Below are 20,283 nucleotides of genomic sequence, written 5' to 3'. Positions count from 1 at the left end.
TCTAATTTTATGTCGAATTCACGCTCGTTCGATGGGATGCGTAAACTCTCGTGTCTTTTCGCATAAACGCTAACGCATCTTTAACCATAATATTCCATTAATCCCCGTGACGGAATCGGTTGACGGGCAGGCCACACGCGCAGCGCCTTCCTTTCACCAAAATTAACCGTAACAAGCGCCTGATGGATTTAAAGTTGAAATCCGGGAATGGCGGTTGCGGTGCGAAGTGTCGACCGCTCGTCGGGCTGGTACGGCTTCAGGTAAAAAGCTGCGCAGGTTTGGAGCGTCTGTTTTCAGACGTTGAGTAACGGATTTGCGACACCGCCCGGTCATGTGGCCGGGCGTTTGGATTCGAGGACGGTAGATCGATGGAAAATGTTGCGTTAGCGGCCCCCGCCGCCGATGTTACCCTCTGGGGCCTGTTCATGCAGGCGAACTGGGTCGTCAAGCTGGTTATGCTTGGCTTGCTGTTCGCCTCGATCTGGACCTGGGCTATCATCGTAGACAAGACGATTGCTTACGGACGGGCGCGCCGTGCGATTGATCGCTTCGAGCAGACGTTCTGGTCCGGCCAGTCGCTGGAGGAACTCTATCGCAATCTCGGTGAACGTCGCACCACGGGCATGGCGTCGATCTTCATGGCTGCGATGCGTGAGTGGAAAAAATCATTCGAGAAGGGCGCTCGTTCGCCCATCGGCCTCCAGATGCGTATCGACAAGGCCATGGATGTCGCGCTGGCGCGTGAAAGTGAAAAGCTCGACTCGCGTCTGGGCTTTCTGGCGACCATCGGTTCCGCGGCCCCCTTCATTGGTCTGTTCGGTACGGTTGTCGGTATCATGACCTCTTTCCAGGCGATCGCCGCTTCCAAGAACACCAGTCTTGCTGTTGTGGCGCCTGGTATCGCCGAAGCGCTTCTGGCAACGGCAATCGGTCTTCTCGCTGCTATTCCAGCCGTTATTGCCTACAACAAGCTGTCGGCAGACGCGGGCAAGATCGGTGGACGGCTGGAAGGCTTTGCAGATGAATTTTCCGCCATACTGTCGCGCCAAATTGATGAGAAGCTGACGCCGCGTAATTAAGCGGCTTCAAGCATCAAGTGTAGTTTCAGCCTTCAGGAATCTTGCAATGGGCATGTCGGTAGGAAATCAGGGAATGCAGTCGGGCGGACGCCGCAGGCGTGGTCGCAGACCAGCATTGATGAGCGAAATCAACGTGACGCCGTTCGTCGACGTTATGCTTGTTCTCCTCATCATCTTCATGGTCTCAGCGCCGCTCCTGACCGTCGGCGTGCCGATCGACCTGCCTGATACGCAGGCCAAGGCCATGAATGCCGATACGCAGCCGATCACTGTTTCGGTCAACAGCGAAGGCAAGATTTACCTGCAGGAAACCGAAGTTCCGATCGAAGAAGTGGTGCCGAAACTCCAGGCTATCGCCAAGACGGGCTATGAAGAGCGTATTTTTGTGCGCGGTGACAAGGCTGCCGATTACGGCACCGTCATGAAAGTCATGGCCCGCATTTCCGCCGCCGGTTTCAAGAATATCGGCCTCGTGACCCTCCAGGAGCAGGATAGCTGACGCCATCATGAAGGCTGGCCTGACATCTTCTGTTGCCTTGCATGCCGTTGCGGTCGCGCTGGCAGTGGTTTCGTTTTCCTCGCCGAAGGCTTTCGACGTGCAGGATTCGGAATCATTCCCTGTCGATATCGTACCGATCGAGTCGATGACCCAAATCCAGCAGGGCGACAAGAAAGCGCCTATGAAGGAAAAGTCGGCTCCTGTGCCGACAACCAAACCGCAAACCGTTCCCGACGCTCAGAATGTCGGCGATCAGGACGTAGATACCACGACGCCCCCAAAGCCCGACGCGAAGGCGAAGCCGATTGAGACGGCTGAGGAGCCGAAGGCGCAGCCCGAACCGGTGAAGAAGCCGGAGCCGAAGCCCGATCCGAAACCGGAACAGAAGCCGGAAGAAAAACCGACGCCGGTTCCCGCAACGGAAATGCAGGCAAAGCCGGAGCCGAAGCAGGAAGTGAAGCCTGATCCGGTGGCGGAAGCCATCGAAAAGCAGGCCGAAGCACCGGACGCAGAAGCGCCGAAGCTGCCGGACAAGGTGCCGGCCCCGGAGGCAAAGCCGAAACCGCCGCAGGCGCAGACGGCCAAGACCAACGAGCGCAAGCAGCCGGAAGAAAAGAAGAAGACGCAGAGTGCCTCGCAGACTTCGCAGTCGAAGAAAGACGCGATTGCCGATGAGGTTGCAGCGCTTCTCAACAAGCAGAAGGCGTCTGGCGGCGGCGCGAAACGCTCCACCGATCAGGCATCGCTGGGCGGCAAGAAGAATACTGGCGGCTCCAAGCTCAGCCAGAGCGAAATGGACGCGCTGCGCGGCGCGATCTCGAAGTGCTGGAACGTGCCTGCCGGTGTGGCGGATGCGCCGGGGCTGGTCGTGACCGTCAAGATGAAACTGAACCAGGATGGCTCCATTCAGGGCGTTCCGGAAGTGACATCGGGCGGCGGCGGTGACGGTGTGGCGCGTGCCGCAGCCGAAAGCGCCAAGCGTGCGGTTGCACGCTGCGCACCGTATAATCTGCCAGTCGACAAATATGATTCATGGTCGGAAGTGATCGTCAACTTCGACCCGAGCGAAATGTTCTGACCGGGGTTCCGGTCGCCAACCACTGCAAGGACAAAGAGGTCCCAGAAGACATGAAAATCGGCATCATCAATACAAAGATCCGGACGGTCTTTTCGGCTTTCGCGTGTATGATTGCCGCAAGCCTTGTCTGCACCATGCCGGCGCGCGCCGTCGTGGAAATCAACATCAACAAGGGTGTGATCGAGCCGCTGCCGATCGCCATCACCGATTTCCTTTCGGCCGACCAGCTCGGGCCGAATATCACGTCGGTCATCGCAGCCGATCTAGAGCGTTCGGGTCTTTTCGCACCGATCGACAAGGGCGCTTTCATCGAAAAGATTTCCAATCCGGACGCGGCTCCGCGTTTCGAGGACTGGAAGGTCATCAATGCGCAGGCGCTCGTTACGGGCCGCATCACCAAGCAGCCGGATGGCCGTCTCAAGGCCGAGTTCCGCCTGTGGGATACGTTCGGTGGCCAGCAGATGATCGGACAGCAGTTCTTCACCACGCCGGACAACTGGCGCCGCGTCGCGCATATCATCGCTGACGCCATCTATGAGCGCCTGACCGGTGAAAAGGGCTATTTCGATACGCGTGTCGTTTTCGTCGACGAATCCGGTCCGGCACAGAAGCGCGTGAAGCGTCTGGCCATCATGGATCAGGACGGCGCCAATGTGCGTTACATTTCCGACGGTCGCGCCATTTCGCTGACGCCGCGTTTTTCGCCGAACCGTCAGGAAGTCACCTATATGTCGTTCGAGGGCGGTTCACCGAAGGTGTATCTGCTGCAGCTTGAGACTGGACAGCGTGAACTCGTCGGCAACTTTCCCGGCATGACCATTGCCCCGCGCTTCTCGCCCGATGGCCAGAAAGTCGTGATGAGCCTGCTTCAGGACGACGGCAGCGCCAACATCTACACGATGGATCTGCGCAATCGCTCGACAACGCGTCTGACCAACAGTCAGGCGATTGATACGAGCGCATCATATTCACCCGATGGATCGCAGATTGTCTTCTCCTCCGACCGTGGCGGACGTCCGCAGCTCTATGTCATGGGTGCCGACGGCTCCAATCCGCGTCGCATTTCAATGGGTGACGGCAGCTATTCCACGCCTGTGTGGTCTCCGCGCGGCGATCTCATCGCCTTCACCAAGCAGTCGCAGGGCCAGTTCTCTATCGGTGTGATGAAGACTGACGGTTCGGGCGAGCGCCTGCTGACCTCGGGCTTCCATAATGAAGGTCCGACCTGGGCTCCGAACGGTCGCGTTTTGATGTTCTTCCGCAAGGCGGCAGGCGCAGGCGGACCGAAGCTCTTCACCATCGATCTGACCGGTCGCAACGAGCGCCAGATCCAGACGCCGAACTTCGCGTCTGATCCGGCCTGGTCGCCGCTGCTCGAATAGAGCATTTCCAGCAAAAGTGTGAAGCGGTTTTGCGTTCGGAAATGCAGCAAAACAAATAGATCGGGCGGGTCGGCGGTCTTGGCAGGAGACGAACTTGTCCGGGCTTTTGCGGAAAGTTACCAAAGTTGAAGGCGCGAAACTCCGGTTTCGCGCCTTTTTCATGGCAAATTGCCACAATCATTGTGACGGAGCCGTGTTTCTGCCGTATTTTGCTTTCAGGGACTAGACCCAGAATTGCTGCCGGAAATCGCCGGTTGCACTTGGCCGCAAGAAAATATTAACCATACTTCTTGAGCCTGTCTTAACCTCAATATGATTATTGGATGGTTACGCAGGAACATCAAATCTTAAGGAGCTCCGGCCCATGCGCCGTATCCAGTCGATTGCACGTAGCCCGATCGCTATTGCCCTTTTCATGTCGCTCGCCGTTGCCGGTTGTGCGTCCAAGAAGAACCTTCCGAACAATGCCGGTGATCTGGGTCTCGGTGCAGGCGCTGCAACGCCAGGTTCCTCGCAGGACTTCACAGTCAATGTCGGTGACCGCATCTTCTTCGATCTCGATTCTTCGCTGATCCGCGCCGATGCACAGCAGACGCTTTCCAAGCAGGCTCAGTGGCTGCAGCGCTATCCGCAGTATTCGATCACGATCGAAGGTCATGCCGACGAACGCGGTACGCGTGAATACAACCTCGCTCTCGGTCAGCGCCGTGCAGCTGCCACTCGCGACTTCCTCGCTTCGCGTGGTGTCCCGACCAACCGGATGCGTACTATCTCCTATGGTAACGAACGTCCGGTCGCAGTTTGCGATGCCGACTCGTGCTGGTCGCAGAACCGCCGCGCCGTCACCGTTCTCAACGGTGCAGGCAGCTAATCTGACAACAGCTGGAGCATTTCCTGTTTTTCCTGATTATGGGAAATGCTCCATTCTTGATTTACGCGCATCTTAATCCGAAAACCGTTTCACACTTTTCGGGATGCGCTTGGGTGTTGCGAAGAAGCGGCTTTCGAGCCGCTTTTTTCGTTTTTGACGGATTGTTTATTGGTTTTGACAAACTTTGGCCGAAGTCGCACTTGTCATAGTGGACGTCAAAAGGCCTTGCTTTTCGCATTGTCCGACGCAAAACCGCTTCGCACTTTTACTGGAAATGCTCTAAAAGCTCAGCTGATCGTGCGACAAATCGTGTTCAGTTTCCATTCAGGCGCGGCACTCGATCATCTTTTTATTGTAAGTTGGATGGGTGAATTAGCAGGGGCAAAAGGGAATGAGGAAACCAATGAGGAAAGTGACGCTGGCAATCGCCATGCTGCCGCTTTTGGCGAGTGCTCCGGTTCTGGCGGCATCCGTTTCTTCGCAGGCTGGTATTCAGCTTGCGCAGGTTGGCGCTCCCGGCGGGGATCAGTTTTCCCAGCAAATATGCAATCTGGCGCATCAGAACGCCCAGTCCTATGCGCGTATCTTGCAGCTTCGCGACAAGATGCTGAAAATCCAGCGCGATAACGAAGCTCGTTTTCAGGCGTTGGAGAAGGGACGTGGCGGCGCTCAGAAACAGGTCAGCGTCGGCTCGACGGCTATTCTCGATGATGCCATGCGCGATAGCGGCGCAGGCGGCGGGCAGGGCGGCTATCAGAGCCCCGGCATGCAGCAGGAACTGGTGCGCAACCTGACCGGCAAGGTCGAGGATGTGGATGCCCAGATTTCGTTCACCGACAATCAGCTGCAAAAGACGCAGGAAGACAATGAATTCCGGTTTGAAGAACTGGAAAAGAAGAACGGCATAACCTTGCCATCGTCCAGCGGTGCGTCTCAGCCGGCTCCCGCTGCAGCGTCGCCGGGAGCTGATCTCTGCGCGCAGGGCATGGGCAACCCCGCCGGGATCGCGGATGCCTTGAGTGCACGTGCGGAAGCTATGAACTTCCAGATCCTCGAAATGCAGGATCAGATGCAGAAGATGCAGGAAGCAAACGAAAACCGCTTCCAGTTTCTGGAAACCGGCAAGCGCGCCGATACGGATATTCGGCAGGCTGGCGGCGACACGTCGCTCGCCGATGCCGGTTCAAGTCAGGACAATAACGGAAACCTCGTTAACGGGGTTTCCGAAGGCGCTTCGCAGAGTGCGGCCAACCAATCATCTGGCGCCGATTCCGTGGCTATTGGTTCCAACCCGCAGGGTGGACCGGCGCGTGGCGAACCGCCACAAACGCTGGGTTCCATCCGGTTCGACGCCAATGGCAATGTAATCGGCGAGACGCTCGATGCCACACCACGCACGGTACAGCCAGGCGTGGCGCCCGGTGCTGCGACGGGCGGAACGGCTGCGGGCGATGCGGTCGCATCCCTTCCGACCGACGATAATCCCAATTCGCTCTATCAGGCATCCTATCAATATCTGATGTCGGGCGACTACAAGGCCGCCGAAACCGGTTTTCGTGAGCATGTAAAGCGCTATCCGGCTGATCCCAATACGGCGGAAGCCCGTTTCTGGCTTGGAGAATCGCTTTACGGCCAAGGCCGTTATCCGGAAGCCGCAACGGTTTTCATCGATACACAACGCGATTATCCCGATTCGAAACGCGCGCCGGAGAATATGTTCAAGCTCGGCATGACGCTTGAGAAAATGGACAATCGCGATGTCGCCTGCGCAACCTTCGCGCAGATTCCAGAACGTTACCCCAAGGCGGCGCCTGCCATTTTGAAGCGGGTTGCCGACGAGCGCAGCCGCGCAAAGTGCTGATTGCGGAGTTTTTTCGTGGGGCTTAGCCCGAGCAATATTTCCAAATTATTCGAGCCATTCGGATTTGAGCAGGCAAGGGCCGTGATAGCTGCCGTTTCGGGCGGTAGTGACTCTCTTGGCCTGCTTTTCCTCCTCCGGGATTATATGGCCATGCTCCAGAACCCACCCCGGCTGATCGCTGTGACGGTGGACCATCGGCTACGCGCCGAATCGCAAGCCGAAGCCGAGAATGTCGGGCTGCTCTGCCGACAATACGGGATTGAACACCGCATTCTCGTCTGGGATGAGGCCAAACCGGCAAGCGGACTTTCCGCTGCCGCGCGCACCGCGCGCTATCGCCTGCTGGTACAGGCGGCGCGTGATGCTGGCGGAGCCTTCATCGTCACGGGCCACACGCAGGATGATCAGATCGAAACCTTTCTGATGCGCAAGGAACGCAGCGCCCATGCCGAAGCTCGGGGGCTCGCCGCAATGTCCTCACGCTCATGGCTGGAGGGCATGGGGCTGGAGGGCTCCGTTGAACTCGACCGTCCGCTGCTCTCTGTCTCACGGCAGACATTGCGTGATGAATTGCGGGCCAGGGGTATCAGCTGGGTTGATGATCCCAGCAATGCCAACACGGAATATGAACGGCCGCGCATTCGGCTGGGTATCGCCGCCGAGGCTGACAGGCAGGCGGTCCTCAAGCAGATTGCCGAAGCGGGAGCGGCGCGCGAGCGGGACAATGCGGCCTTGATTGAAGCACTGGGTGATCCGGCGAGCTTACGCATTGACGCGAACGGGATTTGGCTGGTCGATCCGCAGCTTTACGCCGCGCTTCCTGACAATGTGAGACGTCTTTTCGCAGGTTTGCTGGCAGCCATTGCTGGCGGACGCCGTTTCCTGCCGGGCGACAGCGAGCGCTCACGCATCGAACGGGTTCTGTCTGGGAACGATGACAGCCATCGTCTAACCGTTTTCGGCGCCTTGATCGAGCGCGGTGAGAACGGCTTCCCGCATCGGTTCCGTCGCGAAAAACGCAATCTGTCGAATCTTCATCTGGAACCGGGCAAACCTCTCGTCTGGGATGGGCGATTCCGTTTTTCGAATGAAGGAAGGATGAGTTTCGATCTCGCTGCGCCGGGACGGCAGGAGCTTGCAGATTTCCTGAAGGCGGAAAACATCGAAATCGATTCTCGAAAACGTGAGACGTTGCTGGTTTCTCCGGCTCTTTATAGGGAAGGCAGGCTTTTTGCCCTGCCGTTTCTGCAGAATGCAGAATTTCCGCAAGGCGTTCATATCGAACGGCATTTTGCGATCTTCGATCATGTGTTGCCGGGACATGATTTTGGTCTCGCAATGGCCGTTGAAGCACGTATCGGACGCAGCTGCGCGGAAATGTCCTAGAGCCGTTTCAGGGCCAACAGAATCACAGGAACGGCTCTATCTTTTTGTTTCGACGCATTATCCACGCAAAACCGCTTCGCACTTTTGCTGGAAATGCTCTTTTTATAAACCAGAGTGAGAAGAATCGAGGATGCGGGGGCGAACGCGCCTTGGCAAGGCCATCCTTCGATCCTATGTTAGACCGAAACATCGTTCCGTGCCCGCGGAATGGCCGTGGTATCGATTGGACCCGATATGAATCCGAACTATCGCAACTTCGCCCTCTGGGCGATCATTGCTCTTCTTTTGATCGCGCTGTTCAACCTGTTCCAAAGCCCAGGTCAGCGCTCTAATTCCCGTGAAGTTTCCTACTCGCAATTTATTGACGACGTATCCAACGGTCGCGTGAAATCGGTCACGATTACCGGCCAGAGGATTACCGGTACTTTTGCCGACAATGGTTCGACCTTCCAGACCTATTCGCCGGGCGATACTGGTCTCGTTTCGCGCCTTGAAAGCAAGGACGTCGCGATTACCGCCCGCCCCGAAACCGACGGTTCCAGCTCGCTGATCGGCATTCTCCTGTCGTGGCTGCCGATGATCCTGATCCTCGGCGTGTGGATTTTCTTCATGCGTCAGATGCAGGGCGGCTCGCGCGGGGCGATGGGCTTCGGTAAGTCGAAGGCCAAGCTTCTGACGGAAGCGCATGGCCGCGTTACCTTCCAGGATGTTGCTGGTGTGGACGAAGCCAAGCAGGATCTTGAGGAAATCGTTGAATTCCTGCGCGATCCGCAGAAGTTCCAGCGTCTTGGCGGCAAGATTCCGCGCGGCGTTCTGCTTGTTGGCCCTCCCGGTACCGGTAAGACGCTGCTTGCGCGTTCGGTCGCGGGCGAAGCCAATGTTCCGTTCTTCACCATTTCCGGTTCGGACTTCGTTGAAATGTTCGTCGGCGTCGGCGCAAGCCGTGTCCGCGACATGTTCGAACAGGCCAAGAAGAATGCGCCTTGCATCATCTTCATCGACGAAATCGATGCTGTCGGTCGTCATCGCGGTGCCGGTCTCGGCGGCGGCAATGATGAACGGGAACAGACGCTCAACCAGCTTCTGGTCGAGATGGATGGCTTTGAAGCCAACGAATCGATCATCCTGATCGCGGCGACCAACCGTCCCGACGTTCTCGACCCTGCATTGCTGCGTCCCGGTCGTTTCGACCGACAGGTTGTGGTTCCGAACCCGGATATCGTCGGTCGCGAGCAGATTCTCAAAGTGCATGTGCGCAATGTGCCGCTTGCACCCAATGTTGATCTCAAGGTTGTCGCACGCGGCACACCGGGCTTCTCCGGTGCCGATCTCGCCAACCTCGTGAACGAAGCTGCCCTCATGGCCGCACGCCGCAACAAGCGTCTGGTGACCATGCAGGAATTCGAGGACGCCAAGGACAAGATCATGATGGGTGCGGAACGCCGCTCCGCCATGACGCAGGAAGAGAAGGCGAATACGGCCTATCACGAGGCAGGCCACGCCATCGTAGCGCTTAATGTGCCGAAGGCCGATCCGGTTCACAAGGCAACGATCATTCCACGCGGCCGTGCGCTCGGCATGGTGATGCAGCTTCCGGAAGGTGATCGTTATTCGGCAACCTATACCTGGATGGTGTCGCGACTTGCCATCATGATGGGCGGTCGCGTGGCTGAAGAACTGAAATTTGGCAAGGAAAACATCACTTCCGGTGCGTCCTCCGATATCCAGCAGGCCACGAAGCTTGCCCGTTCGATGGTGACGCAGTGGGGGTATTCCGACAAGCTTGGTCGTGTGGCTTACGGTGACAATCAGGAAGAAGTCTTTCTCGGTCACTCGGTCTCGCGCACGCAGAATATTTCGGAAGAGACCGCGCAGATCATTGATGCCGAAGTGCGCCGCCTGATCGACGAAGCCTATGCCGAAGCGACCCGCATCCTCACCAAGAAGAAAAAGGACTGGATCGCGCTTGCCGAAGGTCTGCTCGAATATGAAACGCTTTCTGGCGACGAGATCAAGGAACTGATTGCGGGCAACAAGCCATCGCGTGATCAGGGCAACGATACGCCGTCGCGCGGTTCGGGCGTGCCGAAGGCAGGAAGCCCGCGCAAGCGCAAGGGCAGTGAGCCTGGCAGCGAGCCCGGTATGGAGCCGCAGCCGCAATAGGCAGTTCTAAGTTGAACAGAGAAAGCCGGGTTGTCCCGGCTTTCTTGCTATCGGGCTTTGCGTGGGCTACCGCAAAGTGTCGTTAAGGATTTCAGCGCATCATATTGCACCAGCTTACGACTTTGGACGTGGGAAGATTGCATCTGCCGCCAAAGGCGAAATTGCATTTGTGAGGGTTTTCGCGTTAAGAACAGCGAAAATCTGCTGTCTGGCTGCTATCTGGCTAACCGACAGCCATTGCTCGCCGGTTATTTCAGGCGACATATATTGGAAGACATAGAGAGCGGTTCATGGCTCAGCGCAAGGCGAAACAGATGACACGGAAATATTTTGGAACCGATGGCATTCGCGGACAGGCAAACAGCTTTCCGATGACACCGGAAGTTGCCATGAAAGTCGGCATGGCGGTCGGTCACATCTTCCGCCGCAAGGGTCAGGCTTCACGCGTGGTGATCGGTAAGGATACGCGCCGCTCCGGCTATATGCTGGAAAACGCGCTGGTGGCCGGTTTCACTGCCGCCGGCATGGACGTGTTCCTGCTCGGCCCGATCCCGACGCCTGCCGTTGCGATGCTCTGTCGTTCGCTCCGTGCCGATATCGGCGTCATGATCTCGGCATCGCACAATCCATTCTATGACAATGGCATCAAGCTTTTCGGTCCGGATGGATACAAGCTTTCCGATGAGATCGAGCTCAAGATCGAGGCGATGATCGATGGTGATCTGGCCCCTTATCTGGCCAGCCATGGCGACGTCGGCCGCGCCAAGCGCGTGGATGGCGACATCTACCGCTATATCGAATTCGCCAAGCGCACGCTGCCGCGCAATATCGATCTGAATGGCCTGCGCGTGGTGGTCGACTGCGCCAATGGCGCTGGTTACAAGGTGGCGCCTGCCGCTTTGTGGGAGCTGGGCGCGGAAGTCATCACCATCAACAACGAGCCGAACGGCATCAACATCAATGAGGATTGCGGCTCGACGCATCCCATCGGTCTGATGAAGAAGGTTCACGAAGTGCGCGCCGATGTCGGTATCGCGCTTGATGGCGATGCGGATCGTGTGCTGCTGGTCGATGAAAACGGAACTGTTATCGATGGCGACCAGCTGATGGCCGTCATTGCCGAGAGCTGGGCCGCAGCTGACCGTCTTGAAGGCGGCGGCATCGTGGCGACGATCATGTCCAATCTCGGACTGGAGCGTTTTCTCGCTGACCGCCACCTGACGCTGGCTCGCACCAAGGTGGGCGACCGCTATGTGGTCGAGCATATGCGCGAGCATGGCTTCAATGTTGGCGGCGAGCAGTCCGGCCATATTGTTCTGTCCGATTTCGCGACGACAGGTGACGGTCTGATTTCCGCGCTGCAAATCCTCGCCGTCGCGCAGGAGCAGGGCAGGCCGATCAGTGAAGTCTGCCGCAAATTCGATCCGGTGCCGCAGCTACTGAAGAATGTGCGTACCGCTGGCGGCAAGCCGCTGGAGAACAAGCGGGTGAAGAGCGCGATCAATGAAGCCACCGAACGTCTTGGCGTTCAGGGTCGCCTGGTTATCCGTCCGTCCGGCACAGAACCGCTCATCCGCGTCATGGCGGAAGGCGACGATCGTGGTCTGGTGGAAAAGGTCGTCAATGACATCATCGATGTGATCTCGTCTGAAAGCAGTGCTGCGGCCTGATCGCTTCGATGAATGAATACGAACAAAGGTGCGGGCAAAACCCGCGCTTTTTGCGTTTAAATTCGGCTTCAATAAATTAGAGAATGTTAATAAACTTGGTAAAAAAACAAGGTTAAGTTGTATTTAACTTTTGCCGCATAGTCTTCCCTCAAACATCCGTACCCGTCGCTTGCGGCGGCGTGATTCTTCGATGGGGCAGACATATGAAAAGTCTTACAAAAACTCTTTTTGCCGGTGTGGCGGCATCGGTTGCCCTGATGGCTTCGGCACCGGTCGCTTTTGCGGCCGACATCTTTGAACCTGTTCCGGAAGTCCCGGAAGTTGTCGTTGCTCCACCTGCCGTTGGCGGCTGGTATCTGCGCGGCGATATCGGTTATTCATGGAATAAATTCAACGGCGCGGACTATACGCTTGTCGGGCGCGGATGTGATCCATGCGGCAACGAAACCACTTTTATCGACAAAAAAGACATTAAGGGCGGTGACCTTAAAGGTTCATTCCTGATCGGTGGTGGTATCGGCTACCAGGTGACGGACTATTTCCGCACAGATTTGACGCTCGATTATATGACGCGCTCGAAATTCACGAGTGAACGTGATGAAAGCCATATGTCGGCGCTGTCGCTTCTGGCGAATGCCTATGTCGATCTCGGCAATTTCGGCGGTGTGACGCCCTATGTCGGCGCTGGTATTGGCGGCACGCGCATCAAGTGGGCCGATCTCGTCGATACAACAAACGGCGGCGCATTGCCTGGTGATGCCAACTGGCGTTTTACCTACGCTCTCATGGCGGGCGCATCGGTTGATCTGACCCATAACCTCAAGCTGGATGCCGGTTATCGATATCGCCATGTTAATGGCGGCAAGATGTTCGATGGCAAATACGGCGTTGGCGACGGATATGACAAGGGGATGGACATTCACGATGTCCGCGTCGGCCTGCGTTATATGTTCGGCGGTACAGAGCCTGCCTATGCTCCGCAGCAGGTTTCGACCATCGTGGACAGTCCCGTCTACAAGTAAAAAGCAAGCTTTTAGGCAGCAAAGGCCCGGTCATCCGGGCCTTTTTCGTTTGGAAGCATAGTAAATATATCCATATATTTATGTGATCTTAACCATGTTCATTCATACATGATAATACATTCATAAGCGGGGATTTCATCATGTCTATGCAATGGCGTGCTTTCTGTTCGTCGGCTGTTTTGCTGGCGGGATTATGCGTCGCATCGCAGTCCTTTGCCGCCGATCTCGATATGATCAGCTATGAGCCGGGTGCTCCAGTGCAGCAGCCGGTCGAAGTCGGGTCCGGCTGGTATCTGCGCGGCGATATCGGCTACAACATCTCTTCCAGGGTCAAGCTTCAGGCAGAGACACCTTTCGGGAACGGGTCCCAAAGTTTTGATCTGGACAAGAATATCGTGCCTTCCGTCGGCATCGGCTATCAGTTCACGGATCATCTGCGCGGCGACGTGACGTTCGGCTATTCCAAGCAGAGCTTCGATGATTACGACGTCGAGGTGCGCAGCTGGGACATGATGGCCAATGCCTATGTCGATCTCGGCAATTATTACGGCTTCACGCCGTATCTCGGCGCCGGCCTTGGCTTTGCCAATGTGCGCTACTCCATCGATACGGCCTATGGTGACTATAAGCTGGACGATGATTATCGTCTCGCCTGGGCGCTGATGGCGGGTGTAGGCATCGACGTGGCATCCAATATCAAGCTCGATATCGGCTATCGTTATGGGGTCATCGAGGGGGCCGATATTGCAAGCATGGCAGGAATTACGCTGAGCGATAAGGACATTCGGTCCCATCAACTGCGCGCTGGCGTGCGTTTCACGACCTGGTAATACCAAGTCTCATCGAGACTTGGTTAAGCCCGTGCGGCAATTGAGCATTTTTCAGGGCGTGGATAGCGTTAGCATCTTAGCGCCCTGCTATAATTGCAGCGGGCCTTGCGGCCCGCTTTGCAGTTCATTGTTTTAGCTTTATCGAATTTTTCGTTTTCATATGCGCCCCGAATCCTTACAGGAGAAAGAATGCGTCGAACGCGTTTCCTGAAAAGGGGAGGGTTATGAAAGCAATTGCAGCGTTTTCTGATTTCGTAGGCCGGACTTTTGCCGTCTGGGTCATTATTTTCGCCGTTCTCGGTTTTGTTCTTCCGACGACATTCAGCGTGTTTGCGCCTTGGATCGTGGTTCTGCTGGGCATCATCATGTTCGGCATGGGCCTGACGATTTCCGGCAAGGATTTTGCGGAAGTCGCCAAAAGACCTTTCGAGGTCGCCATCGGTGTGCTGGCACAATTCATCATCATGCCGCTTCTCGCCGTATTGCTGACGCGCATCATTCCGATGTCGCCGGAAGTGGCCGCAGGCGTCATTCTGGTTGGCTGCTGCCCCGGTGGCACGGCCAGTAACGTCATGACCTATCTCTCGAAGGGTGATGTGGCATTGAGCGTCGCCTGCACCAGCGTCACCACGCTGCTGGCGCCGCTGGTTACGCCTTTCCTCGTCTGGTTCTTTGCCAGCCAGTATCTGCCGGTCGATGCCATGAGCATGTTCATCAGCATCGTCAAGGTGATCCTCGTACCGCTGGCGCTCGGTTTCATTCTCCAGAAGCTCGTGCCGGGCGTGGTCAAGACTGCGGTGCCCATGCTGCCGCTTGTGTCGGTCATCGGTATCGTGCTGATCGTCGCGGCCGTGGTTGCGGTCAACAAGGCCGCTATCGCGCAGTCCGGCCTGCTGATCTTCGCCGTTGTCGTCCTGCATAATTGCTGCGGCCTGCTGTTCGGCTATTTCGCGGCGCGTTTCGCAGGGCTTTCGCTTGCCAAGCGCAAGGCGATCAGCATTGAGGTCGGCATGCAGAACAGCGGCCTTGGCGCTGCGCTCGCCAATGCGCATTTCTCGCCGCTTGCCGCGGTGCCGAGCGCTGTCTTCAGCGTCTGGCATAATATCTCCGGCGCGCTGGTCGCAAGCTATTATGCGCGCATGGAAGACAAGACGACAGAGACGCAGACTGCGACACGATAATGGAGTTCTGCCCGCCCGGAGTTATCCGGGCGGGTTTCGTTAAAATATTTCACGAATGGCGTATTGAGGAAGAACGCGCTTTCGGCTATCCCGGTAAGTGGGCCACGTCTCCCCAACGAGACGCGTGCTATCTGAGAGGATAGAAACAACATGACGACGATTGCGAAGCCGGCAGTTCGCCCGGCTAATCCTAATTTTTCATCCGGTCCCTGTGCAAAACGTCCCGGCTGGTCGCTGAATGCGCTGGTCGATGCGGCGCTTGGCCGTTCGCACCGCGCGAAAATCGGCAAGACCAAGCTCAAGGAAGCCATCGACCTTACCCGCGAAGTACTGCAGGTGCCTGCCGATTACCGTATCGGTATCGTGCCGGCTTCCGACACCGGCGCTGTCGAGATGGCGCTGTGGTCCATGCTCGGCGCGCGTGGCGTCGATATGGTCGCGTGGGAAAGCTTCGGCTCGGGCTGGGTCACGGATGTGACCAAGCAACTCAAGCTCGAAGATGTTCGCAGCTTCGAAGCGCCTTACGGTGAGATTGTCGATTTTTCGCAGGTCGATTTCGACCGCGATGTCGTTTTCACCTGGAACGGCACCACGTCTGGCGCGCGTGTCCCGAATGGCGATTTTATTCCGGCTGACCGCAAGGGTCTGACCTTCTGCGACGCGACCTCTGCTGCTTTCGCGCAGCGCCTCGATTTCGCCAAGCTCGATGTCGTTACCTTCTCCTGGCAGAAGGTGCTGGGCGGCGAGGGCGCGCATGGGATGCTGATCCTTTCCCCACGCGCCGTGGAGCGTCTGGAAAGCTACAAGCCCGCATGGCCGATGCCGAAGATTTTCCGCATGACCAAGGGTGGCAAGCTGATTGAAGGTATCTTCGTCGGTGAAACCATCAACACGCCCTCCATGCTCTGCGTGGAAGATTATCTCGATGCGCTGAAATGGGCGAAATCGCTCGGCGGTCTCGATGCGCTGGTTGCGCGCGCCGACGCCAATTTCGCTGTCCTGAACGATTTCGTGGAAAGGACGCCATGGATCGCCAATCTGGCCGTGAAGCCGGAAACACGCTCCAACACCTCCGTCTGCCTTACAATTGTCGACAGGCAAGTGACTGCCTTGTCTGCCGACGAGCAAGCCGCTTTCGCCAAGGGCATCGTCACTGCTCTCGACAAGGAGGGCGTTGCCTATGACATCGGCGCCTATCGCGATGCCCCTTCGGGTCTGCGCATATGGGCGGGTGCGACGGTGGAAGCTTCCGATCTGGAAGCGCTGACGCATTGGCTGGATTGGGCTTTTGCAACGCAGAAGGCCGCGCTGAAAGCGGCTGCCTGAGCAATTTCATGCATGACGCCGTGGCCGTGTTGGGACGGTCATGGCACGCATTTCCCATTATTCGCAGCATTTCCTGAAGCAGATTGATCTGCATTTACAGGAAATGCTTGGTCTGAAAATGTTTGAAGGAGGCCATTATGGCACCTCGCGTTCTCGTATCCGATAAGCTTTCGCCCACCGCCGTCCAGATCTTCAAGGATCGCGGCGTGGAAGTCGATTACCTGCCCGATCTCGGCAAGGACAAGGAAAAGCTTCTCGAAGTCATCGGCGATTATGACGGTCTGGCGATCCGTTCGGCCACCAAGGTCACGGAAAAGCTGATTGCAGCGGCGAAGAAGCTCAAGGTCGTCGGTCGCGCCGGTATCGGCGTGGACAATGTCGATATTCCGGCGGCTTCGCGTCGCGGTATCATCGTTATGAACACGCCTTTCGGCAATTCGATCACCACGGCCGAACATGCCATTGCGCTGATGTTCGCTGTGGCGCGGCAATTGCCGGAGGCCGACACATCCACCCGCGCAGGCAAGTGGGAAAAGAACCGCTTCATGGGCGTGGAAATCACCGGCAAGACGCTCGGCGTCATCGGCTGCGGCAATATCGGTTCGATTGTCGCGACCCGCGCCATCGGCCTGAAAATGCATGTGGTGGCTTTCGATCCGTTCCTGTCTGAAGCCCGTGCGCAGGAACTGGGCGTTGAAAAGGTCGAGCTGGACGAGCTGCTGGCGCGTGCCGATTTCATCACGCTGCACACGCCGCTGACAGATAAAACCCGTAACATCATCAATGCGGAAAATCTCGCCAAGACCAAGCCCGGTGTGCGCATCGTCAATTGCGCGCGCGGCGGCCTGATCGTGGAAAAGGATCTGGTGGCGGCGCTGAAATCCGGCCATGTGGCCGGTGCCGGTATCGATGTCTACGAAACGGAACCGGCGACAGAGAACGAACTTTTCTCACTGCCCAATGTCGTCTGCACGCCGCATCTCGGTGCATCAACCTCAGAAGCGCAGGAGAATGTCGCGCTTCAGGTGGCCGAGCAGATGTCGGACTACCTCGTGAAAGGGGCCGTTTCCAACGCTATCAACATGCCGTCGATCACGGCGGAAGAAGCGCCGCGCCTGAAGCCGTTCGTGAAGCTTGCCGATGTGCTCGGCGCCTTTGTCGGTCAGGTCACGGATGAGCCGATCCAGGAAGTCGAAGTGCTGTTCGATGGTTCCACCGCCACGATGAACACGCGCGCATTGCTGAGCGCGGCTCTGGCCGGTCTCATCCGTCCGCAGGTGGCCGATGTCAACATGGTTTCCGCGCCGATCATGGTAAAGGAACGCGGCATCATCGTCTCGGAAGTCAAGCGCGACAAGTCCGGCATCTTCGACGGCTATATCAAACTGACGGTGAAGACCACCTTGCGTGAACGCTCCATTGCAGGAACCTGTTTCTCGGACGGCAAGGCGCGTTTCATCCAGATCAAGGGAATCAATCTTGATGCCGAGGTCGGCCCGCACATGCTTTACGTCACCAACAAGGACGTTCCGGGCATGATCGGCTTGCTGGGCACGATCTGCGGTAAGCACAATGTCAATATTGCAAACTTCTCGCTTGGACGCGACCATCCGGGTGGCGATGCGATTGCCATGCTCTATGTGGATGAACAGATTCCACAGGCAGCACTTGACGAACTGACGGCTCAGGAGGCAATCAGGGCGGCAACACCGCTTGAGTTCAACGTCGGAGAAATTTGAGAAAATGGTTGAAGAGATGGTACAGCCGGAATGGCGGCGCATGCACGAGCAGGATATTGCGAGCGTGACTGCGGTTGCCAATGTTGTCCATCTCGATTTCTTCGAAGATGAGGCGGTCTTCCGGGACCGCTTCAAACTCTATCCGGCAGGCTGCTTCGTGCTCGCCCGTGACACTGAAATCCTCGGTTACGGCATCAGCCATCCATGGAAGCTGGATACGATCCCGGCTCTCAACGCCGTTCTGGGCGAACTGCCCGACGATACCAACACCTACTATATCCATGATATCGCGCTTCTGCCCGAAGCTCGTTCCAGCGGCGCTGCCACCCGCGTCGTCGAACTGATGGCCCTGCAGGCTGAACGCGATGGCTTCGTCACCATGTCGCTCGTCGCCGTCAACGGCTCGCAGGGCTTTTGGGAAAAGAAGGGCTTCGTCGTCCGCGACCTCCCGGCACTTGAGGAAAAGCTGAAAAGCTATTCAGAAAATGCACTCTATATGGTCCGCGCCGGCTAGGTCGCAGATATTCCGCTTCTGGCGGGCTGCAAATGGCGTGATTTTTCGCTTCCGGTGCTCATGTACATTTCTTAGACGCATAGTCTTGTCCGAAAAGTCTGCAACTTTTCGGGACTATGCTTGGCGTACACTCCGCTCCGGGTCTCAAAGATCACCATTTTCGCCTCCCCAGAGACTGAATCTGTACCGACCCTGAGCGCCCTTCGTTCAAGGCGTGTTCAAAAATCGCGAATTTCTTGCACGAAAGAGTCGCGCAAGCCCGATTGAATCTGTATAGAGACGAGGGATCAGCACCCCGTTGCCCTTGATGGCGGCGTCCGGGCCGCTTTGATCCTTGGATTTTCAAATAGAAGCCAAGGAGTTTCTTCAATGGCAAATGTGGTTGTCGTCGGGTCGCAATGGGGCGACGAGGGCAAGGGAAAGATCGTGGACTGGCTGTCCGAGCGCGCCGATGTCATCGTGCGCTATCAGGGCGGTCATAACGCAGGTCATACGCTTGTCATCGACGGCGTCAGCTACAAGCTTTCGCTGCTGCCTTCCGGCCTCGTGCGCGGCAAGCTCAGCGTCATCGGCAATGGCGTCGTTGTCGATCCGCATCATTTTGTTTCCGAAGTCGAGAAGCTGCGCGCGCAGGGCATCGACATCAATCCGGATGTGCTACGCATTGCTGAAAACGCACCGCTCATCCTCTCCATCCATCGCGAACTCGACGCCATGCGCGAAGGCTCCAATTCGGGCCTCAAGATCGGCACGACCAAGCGCGGCATTGGCCCAGCCTACGAAGACAAGGTCGGCCGTCGCGCCATCCGCGTGATCGATCTGGCCGAGCCGGAAACGCTGCAGCCGAAAGTCGAACGTCTGCTCGCGCACCACAATCTGCTGCGTCGCGGCATGGGTCTTGAGGAAATCGCGGTTGAAACCATTCTGGCCGAACTGACTTCGGTTGCTGACCAGATTCTTCCCTATATCGACCAGGTCTGGCGCGTTCTCGACGAACGCCGCAAGGCAGGCGATCGAATCCTGTTTGAAGGCGCGCAGGGCGCATTGCTCGACAACGACCACGGCACCTATCCGTTCGTGACGTCCTCCAACACGGTTGCCGGTCAGGCTGCTGCCGGTTCGGGCCTTGGTCCGACAGCTATCGGCTATGTACTCGGTATCACCAAGGCCTACACGACGCGCGTTGGCGAAGGTCCGTTCCCGACCGAACTCGATGACGAAATCGGCCAGTTCCTTGGCACCAAGGGGCATGAATTCGGCGTGGTAACGGGGCGCAAGCGTCGCTGCGGCTGGTTCGATGCCGTGATCGTTCGCCAGACGGTTCGTACCTCCGGCATCACCGGAATCGCGTTGACAAAGCTTGATGTTCTGGATGGCCTCGACGAAATCAAGATCTGTGTCGCCTATGAACTCGACGGCAAGCGCATCGACTATCTGCCGTCCTCCATGGGCGCGCAGGCGCGCGTGAAGCCGATCTATGAAACGCTGCCGGGCTGGTCGGAAACGACTGCCGGTGCGCGTTCGTGGAATGATCTTCCGGCGCAGGCGGTCAAATATGTCCGTCACATTGAAGAGCTGATCGGTGCGCCGGTGGCGATGCTGTCCACCAGCCCGGAACGCGAGGACACGATCCTCGTCACCGATCCGTTCCACGACTGATAGTTTGTAGTTGTGAATTGATG

16 protein-coding genes are annotated in these 20,283 nt (G+C 57.2%); all 16 read left to right on the top strand.

Translation table 11 applies throughout. The features are described 5' to 3' along the window. Positions 1-368: 368 nt before the first annotated feature. The 16 genes from tolQ (at position 369) to JNC70_RS13295 (ending at position 20,260) form a co-directional block, all read left to right on the top strand. Complete coding sequence (gene tolQ / locus JNC70_RS13370; RefSeq protein WP_010661376.1) at positions 369-1,079, top strand: protein TolQ; 711 nt, start codon at positions 369-371, stop codon at positions 1,077-1,079. A gap of 46 nt (positions 1,080-1,125) precedes the next feature. After that, the gene (tolR, locus tag JNC70_RS13365) at positions 1,126-1,578 is read left to right on the top strand and encodes a protein TolR (protein ID WP_104753861.1); all 453 of its coding nucleotides are present in this window, start codon (positions 1,126-1,128) and stop codon (positions 1,576-1,578) included. A 7-nt stretch (positions 1,579-1,585) separates the two neighbouring features. Further along, entirely contained in the window at positions 1,586-2,656 is a 1,071-nt protein-coding gene (gene tolA / locus JNC70_RS13360) for a cell envelope integrity protein TolA (protein ID WP_104753862.1), read from the top strand. Positions 2,657-2,706: 50 nt separating this feature from the next. After that, positions 2,707-4,038: a Tol-Pal system beta propeller repeat protein TolB gene (gene tolB, locus JNC70_RS13355; RefSeq protein WP_104753863.1), complete on the top strand. Its 1,332-nt coding sequence runs from the start codon at positions 2,707-2,709 to the stop codon at positions 4,036-4,038. A 364-nt stretch (positions 4,039-4,402) separates the two neighbouring features. Next, on the top strand, positions 4,403-4,909 hold the full coding sequence (pal, locus tag JNC70_RS13350; protein ID WP_104753864.1) for a peptidoglycan-associated lipoprotein Pal: 507 nt from the start codon (positions 4,403-4,405) through the stop codon (positions 4,907-4,909). Between the two features lie 391 nt (positions 4,910-5,300). Continuing rightward, positions 5,301-6,770 carry a tol-pal system protein YbgF gene (gene ybgF / locus JNC70_RS13345; RefSeq protein ID WP_104753865.1) on the top strand — a complete coding sequence of 490 codons (1,470 nt, stop codon included), beginning with the start codon at positions 5,301-5,303 and terminating at the stop codon, positions 6,768-6,770. Between the two features lie 15 nt (positions 6,771-6,785). Continuing rightward, positions 6,786-8,156, top strand: a complete 1,371-nt coding sequence (gene tilS, locus JNC70_RS13340; protein ID WP_104753866.1) for a tRNA lysidine(34) synthetase TilS — start codon at positions 6,786-6,788, stop codon at positions 8,154-8,156. A 234-nt stretch (positions 8,157-8,390) separates the two neighbouring features. Next, positions 8,391-10,319 (top strand): ATP-dependent zinc metalloprotease FtsH, encoded by a 1,929-nt coding sequence (gene ftsH, locus JNC70_RS13335; protein WP_104753908.1) that lies wholly within the window; start codon positions 8,391-8,393, stop codon positions 10,317-10,319. Between the two features lie 314 nt (positions 10,320-10,633). After that, on the top strand, positions 10,634-11,989 hold the full coding sequence (gene glmM, locus JNC70_RS13330) for a phosphoglucosamine mutase (protein WP_104753909.1): 1,356 nt from the start codon (positions 10,634-10,636) through the stop codon (positions 11,987-11,989). 203 nt (positions 11,990-12,192) lie between these two features. After that, complete coding sequence (locus JNC70_RS13325; RefSeq protein WP_104753867.1) at positions 12,193-13,011, top strand: outer membrane protein; 819 nt, start codon at positions 12,193-12,195, stop codon at positions 13,009-13,011. Positions 13,012-13,151: 140 nt separating this feature from the next. Beyond that, positions 13,152-13,841, top strand: coding sequence for an outer membrane protein (locus tag JNC70_RS13320; protein ID WP_104753868.1), 690 nt, complete (start codon positions 13,152-13,154; stop codon positions 13,839-13,841). Between the two features lie 224 nt (positions 13,842-14,065). Then, on the top strand, positions 14,066-15,022 hold the full coding sequence (locus JNC70_RS13315) for a bile acid:sodium symporter family protein (protein ID WP_104753869.1): 957 nt from the start codon (positions 14,066-14,068) through the stop codon (positions 15,020-15,022). Between the two features lie 150 nt (positions 15,023-15,172). Then, positions 15,173-16,348, top strand: a complete 1,176-nt coding sequence (locus JNC70_RS13310; protein WP_104753870.1) for a phosphoserine transaminase — start codon at positions 15,173-15,175, stop codon at positions 16,346-16,348. A gap of 137 nt (positions 16,349-16,485) precedes the next feature. Then, a complete protein-coding gene (gene serA / locus JNC70_RS13305) occupies positions 16,486-18,087 on the top strand; it encodes a phosphoglycerate dehydrogenase (RefSeq protein ID WP_104753871.1) in 1,602 nt (533 codons plus the stop codon). A 4-nt stretch (positions 18,088-18,091) separates the two neighbouring features. Continuing rightward, complete coding sequence (locus JNC70_RS13300; RefSeq protein ID WP_104753872.1) at positions 18,092-18,601, top strand: GNAT family N-acetyltransferase; 510 nt, start codon at positions 18,092-18,094, stop codon at positions 18,599-18,601. A gap of 369 nt (positions 18,602-18,970) precedes the next feature. Next, positions 18,971-20,260: an adenylosuccinate synthase gene (locus JNC70_RS13295; RefSeq protein WP_104753873.1), complete on the top strand. Its 1,290-nt coding sequence runs from the start codon at positions 18,971-18,973 to the stop codon at positions 20,258-20,260. Positions 20,261-20,283: the final 23 nt, after the last annotated feature.

This window comes from Brucella oryzae, from assembly GCF_041929965.1.
GTDB classification, from domain to species: domain Bacteria; phylum Pseudomonadota; class Alphaproteobacteria; order Rhizobiales; family Rhizobiaceae; genus Brucella; species Brucella oryzae.
This window is presented reverse-complemented; position numbering and strand designations above follow the sequence as displayed.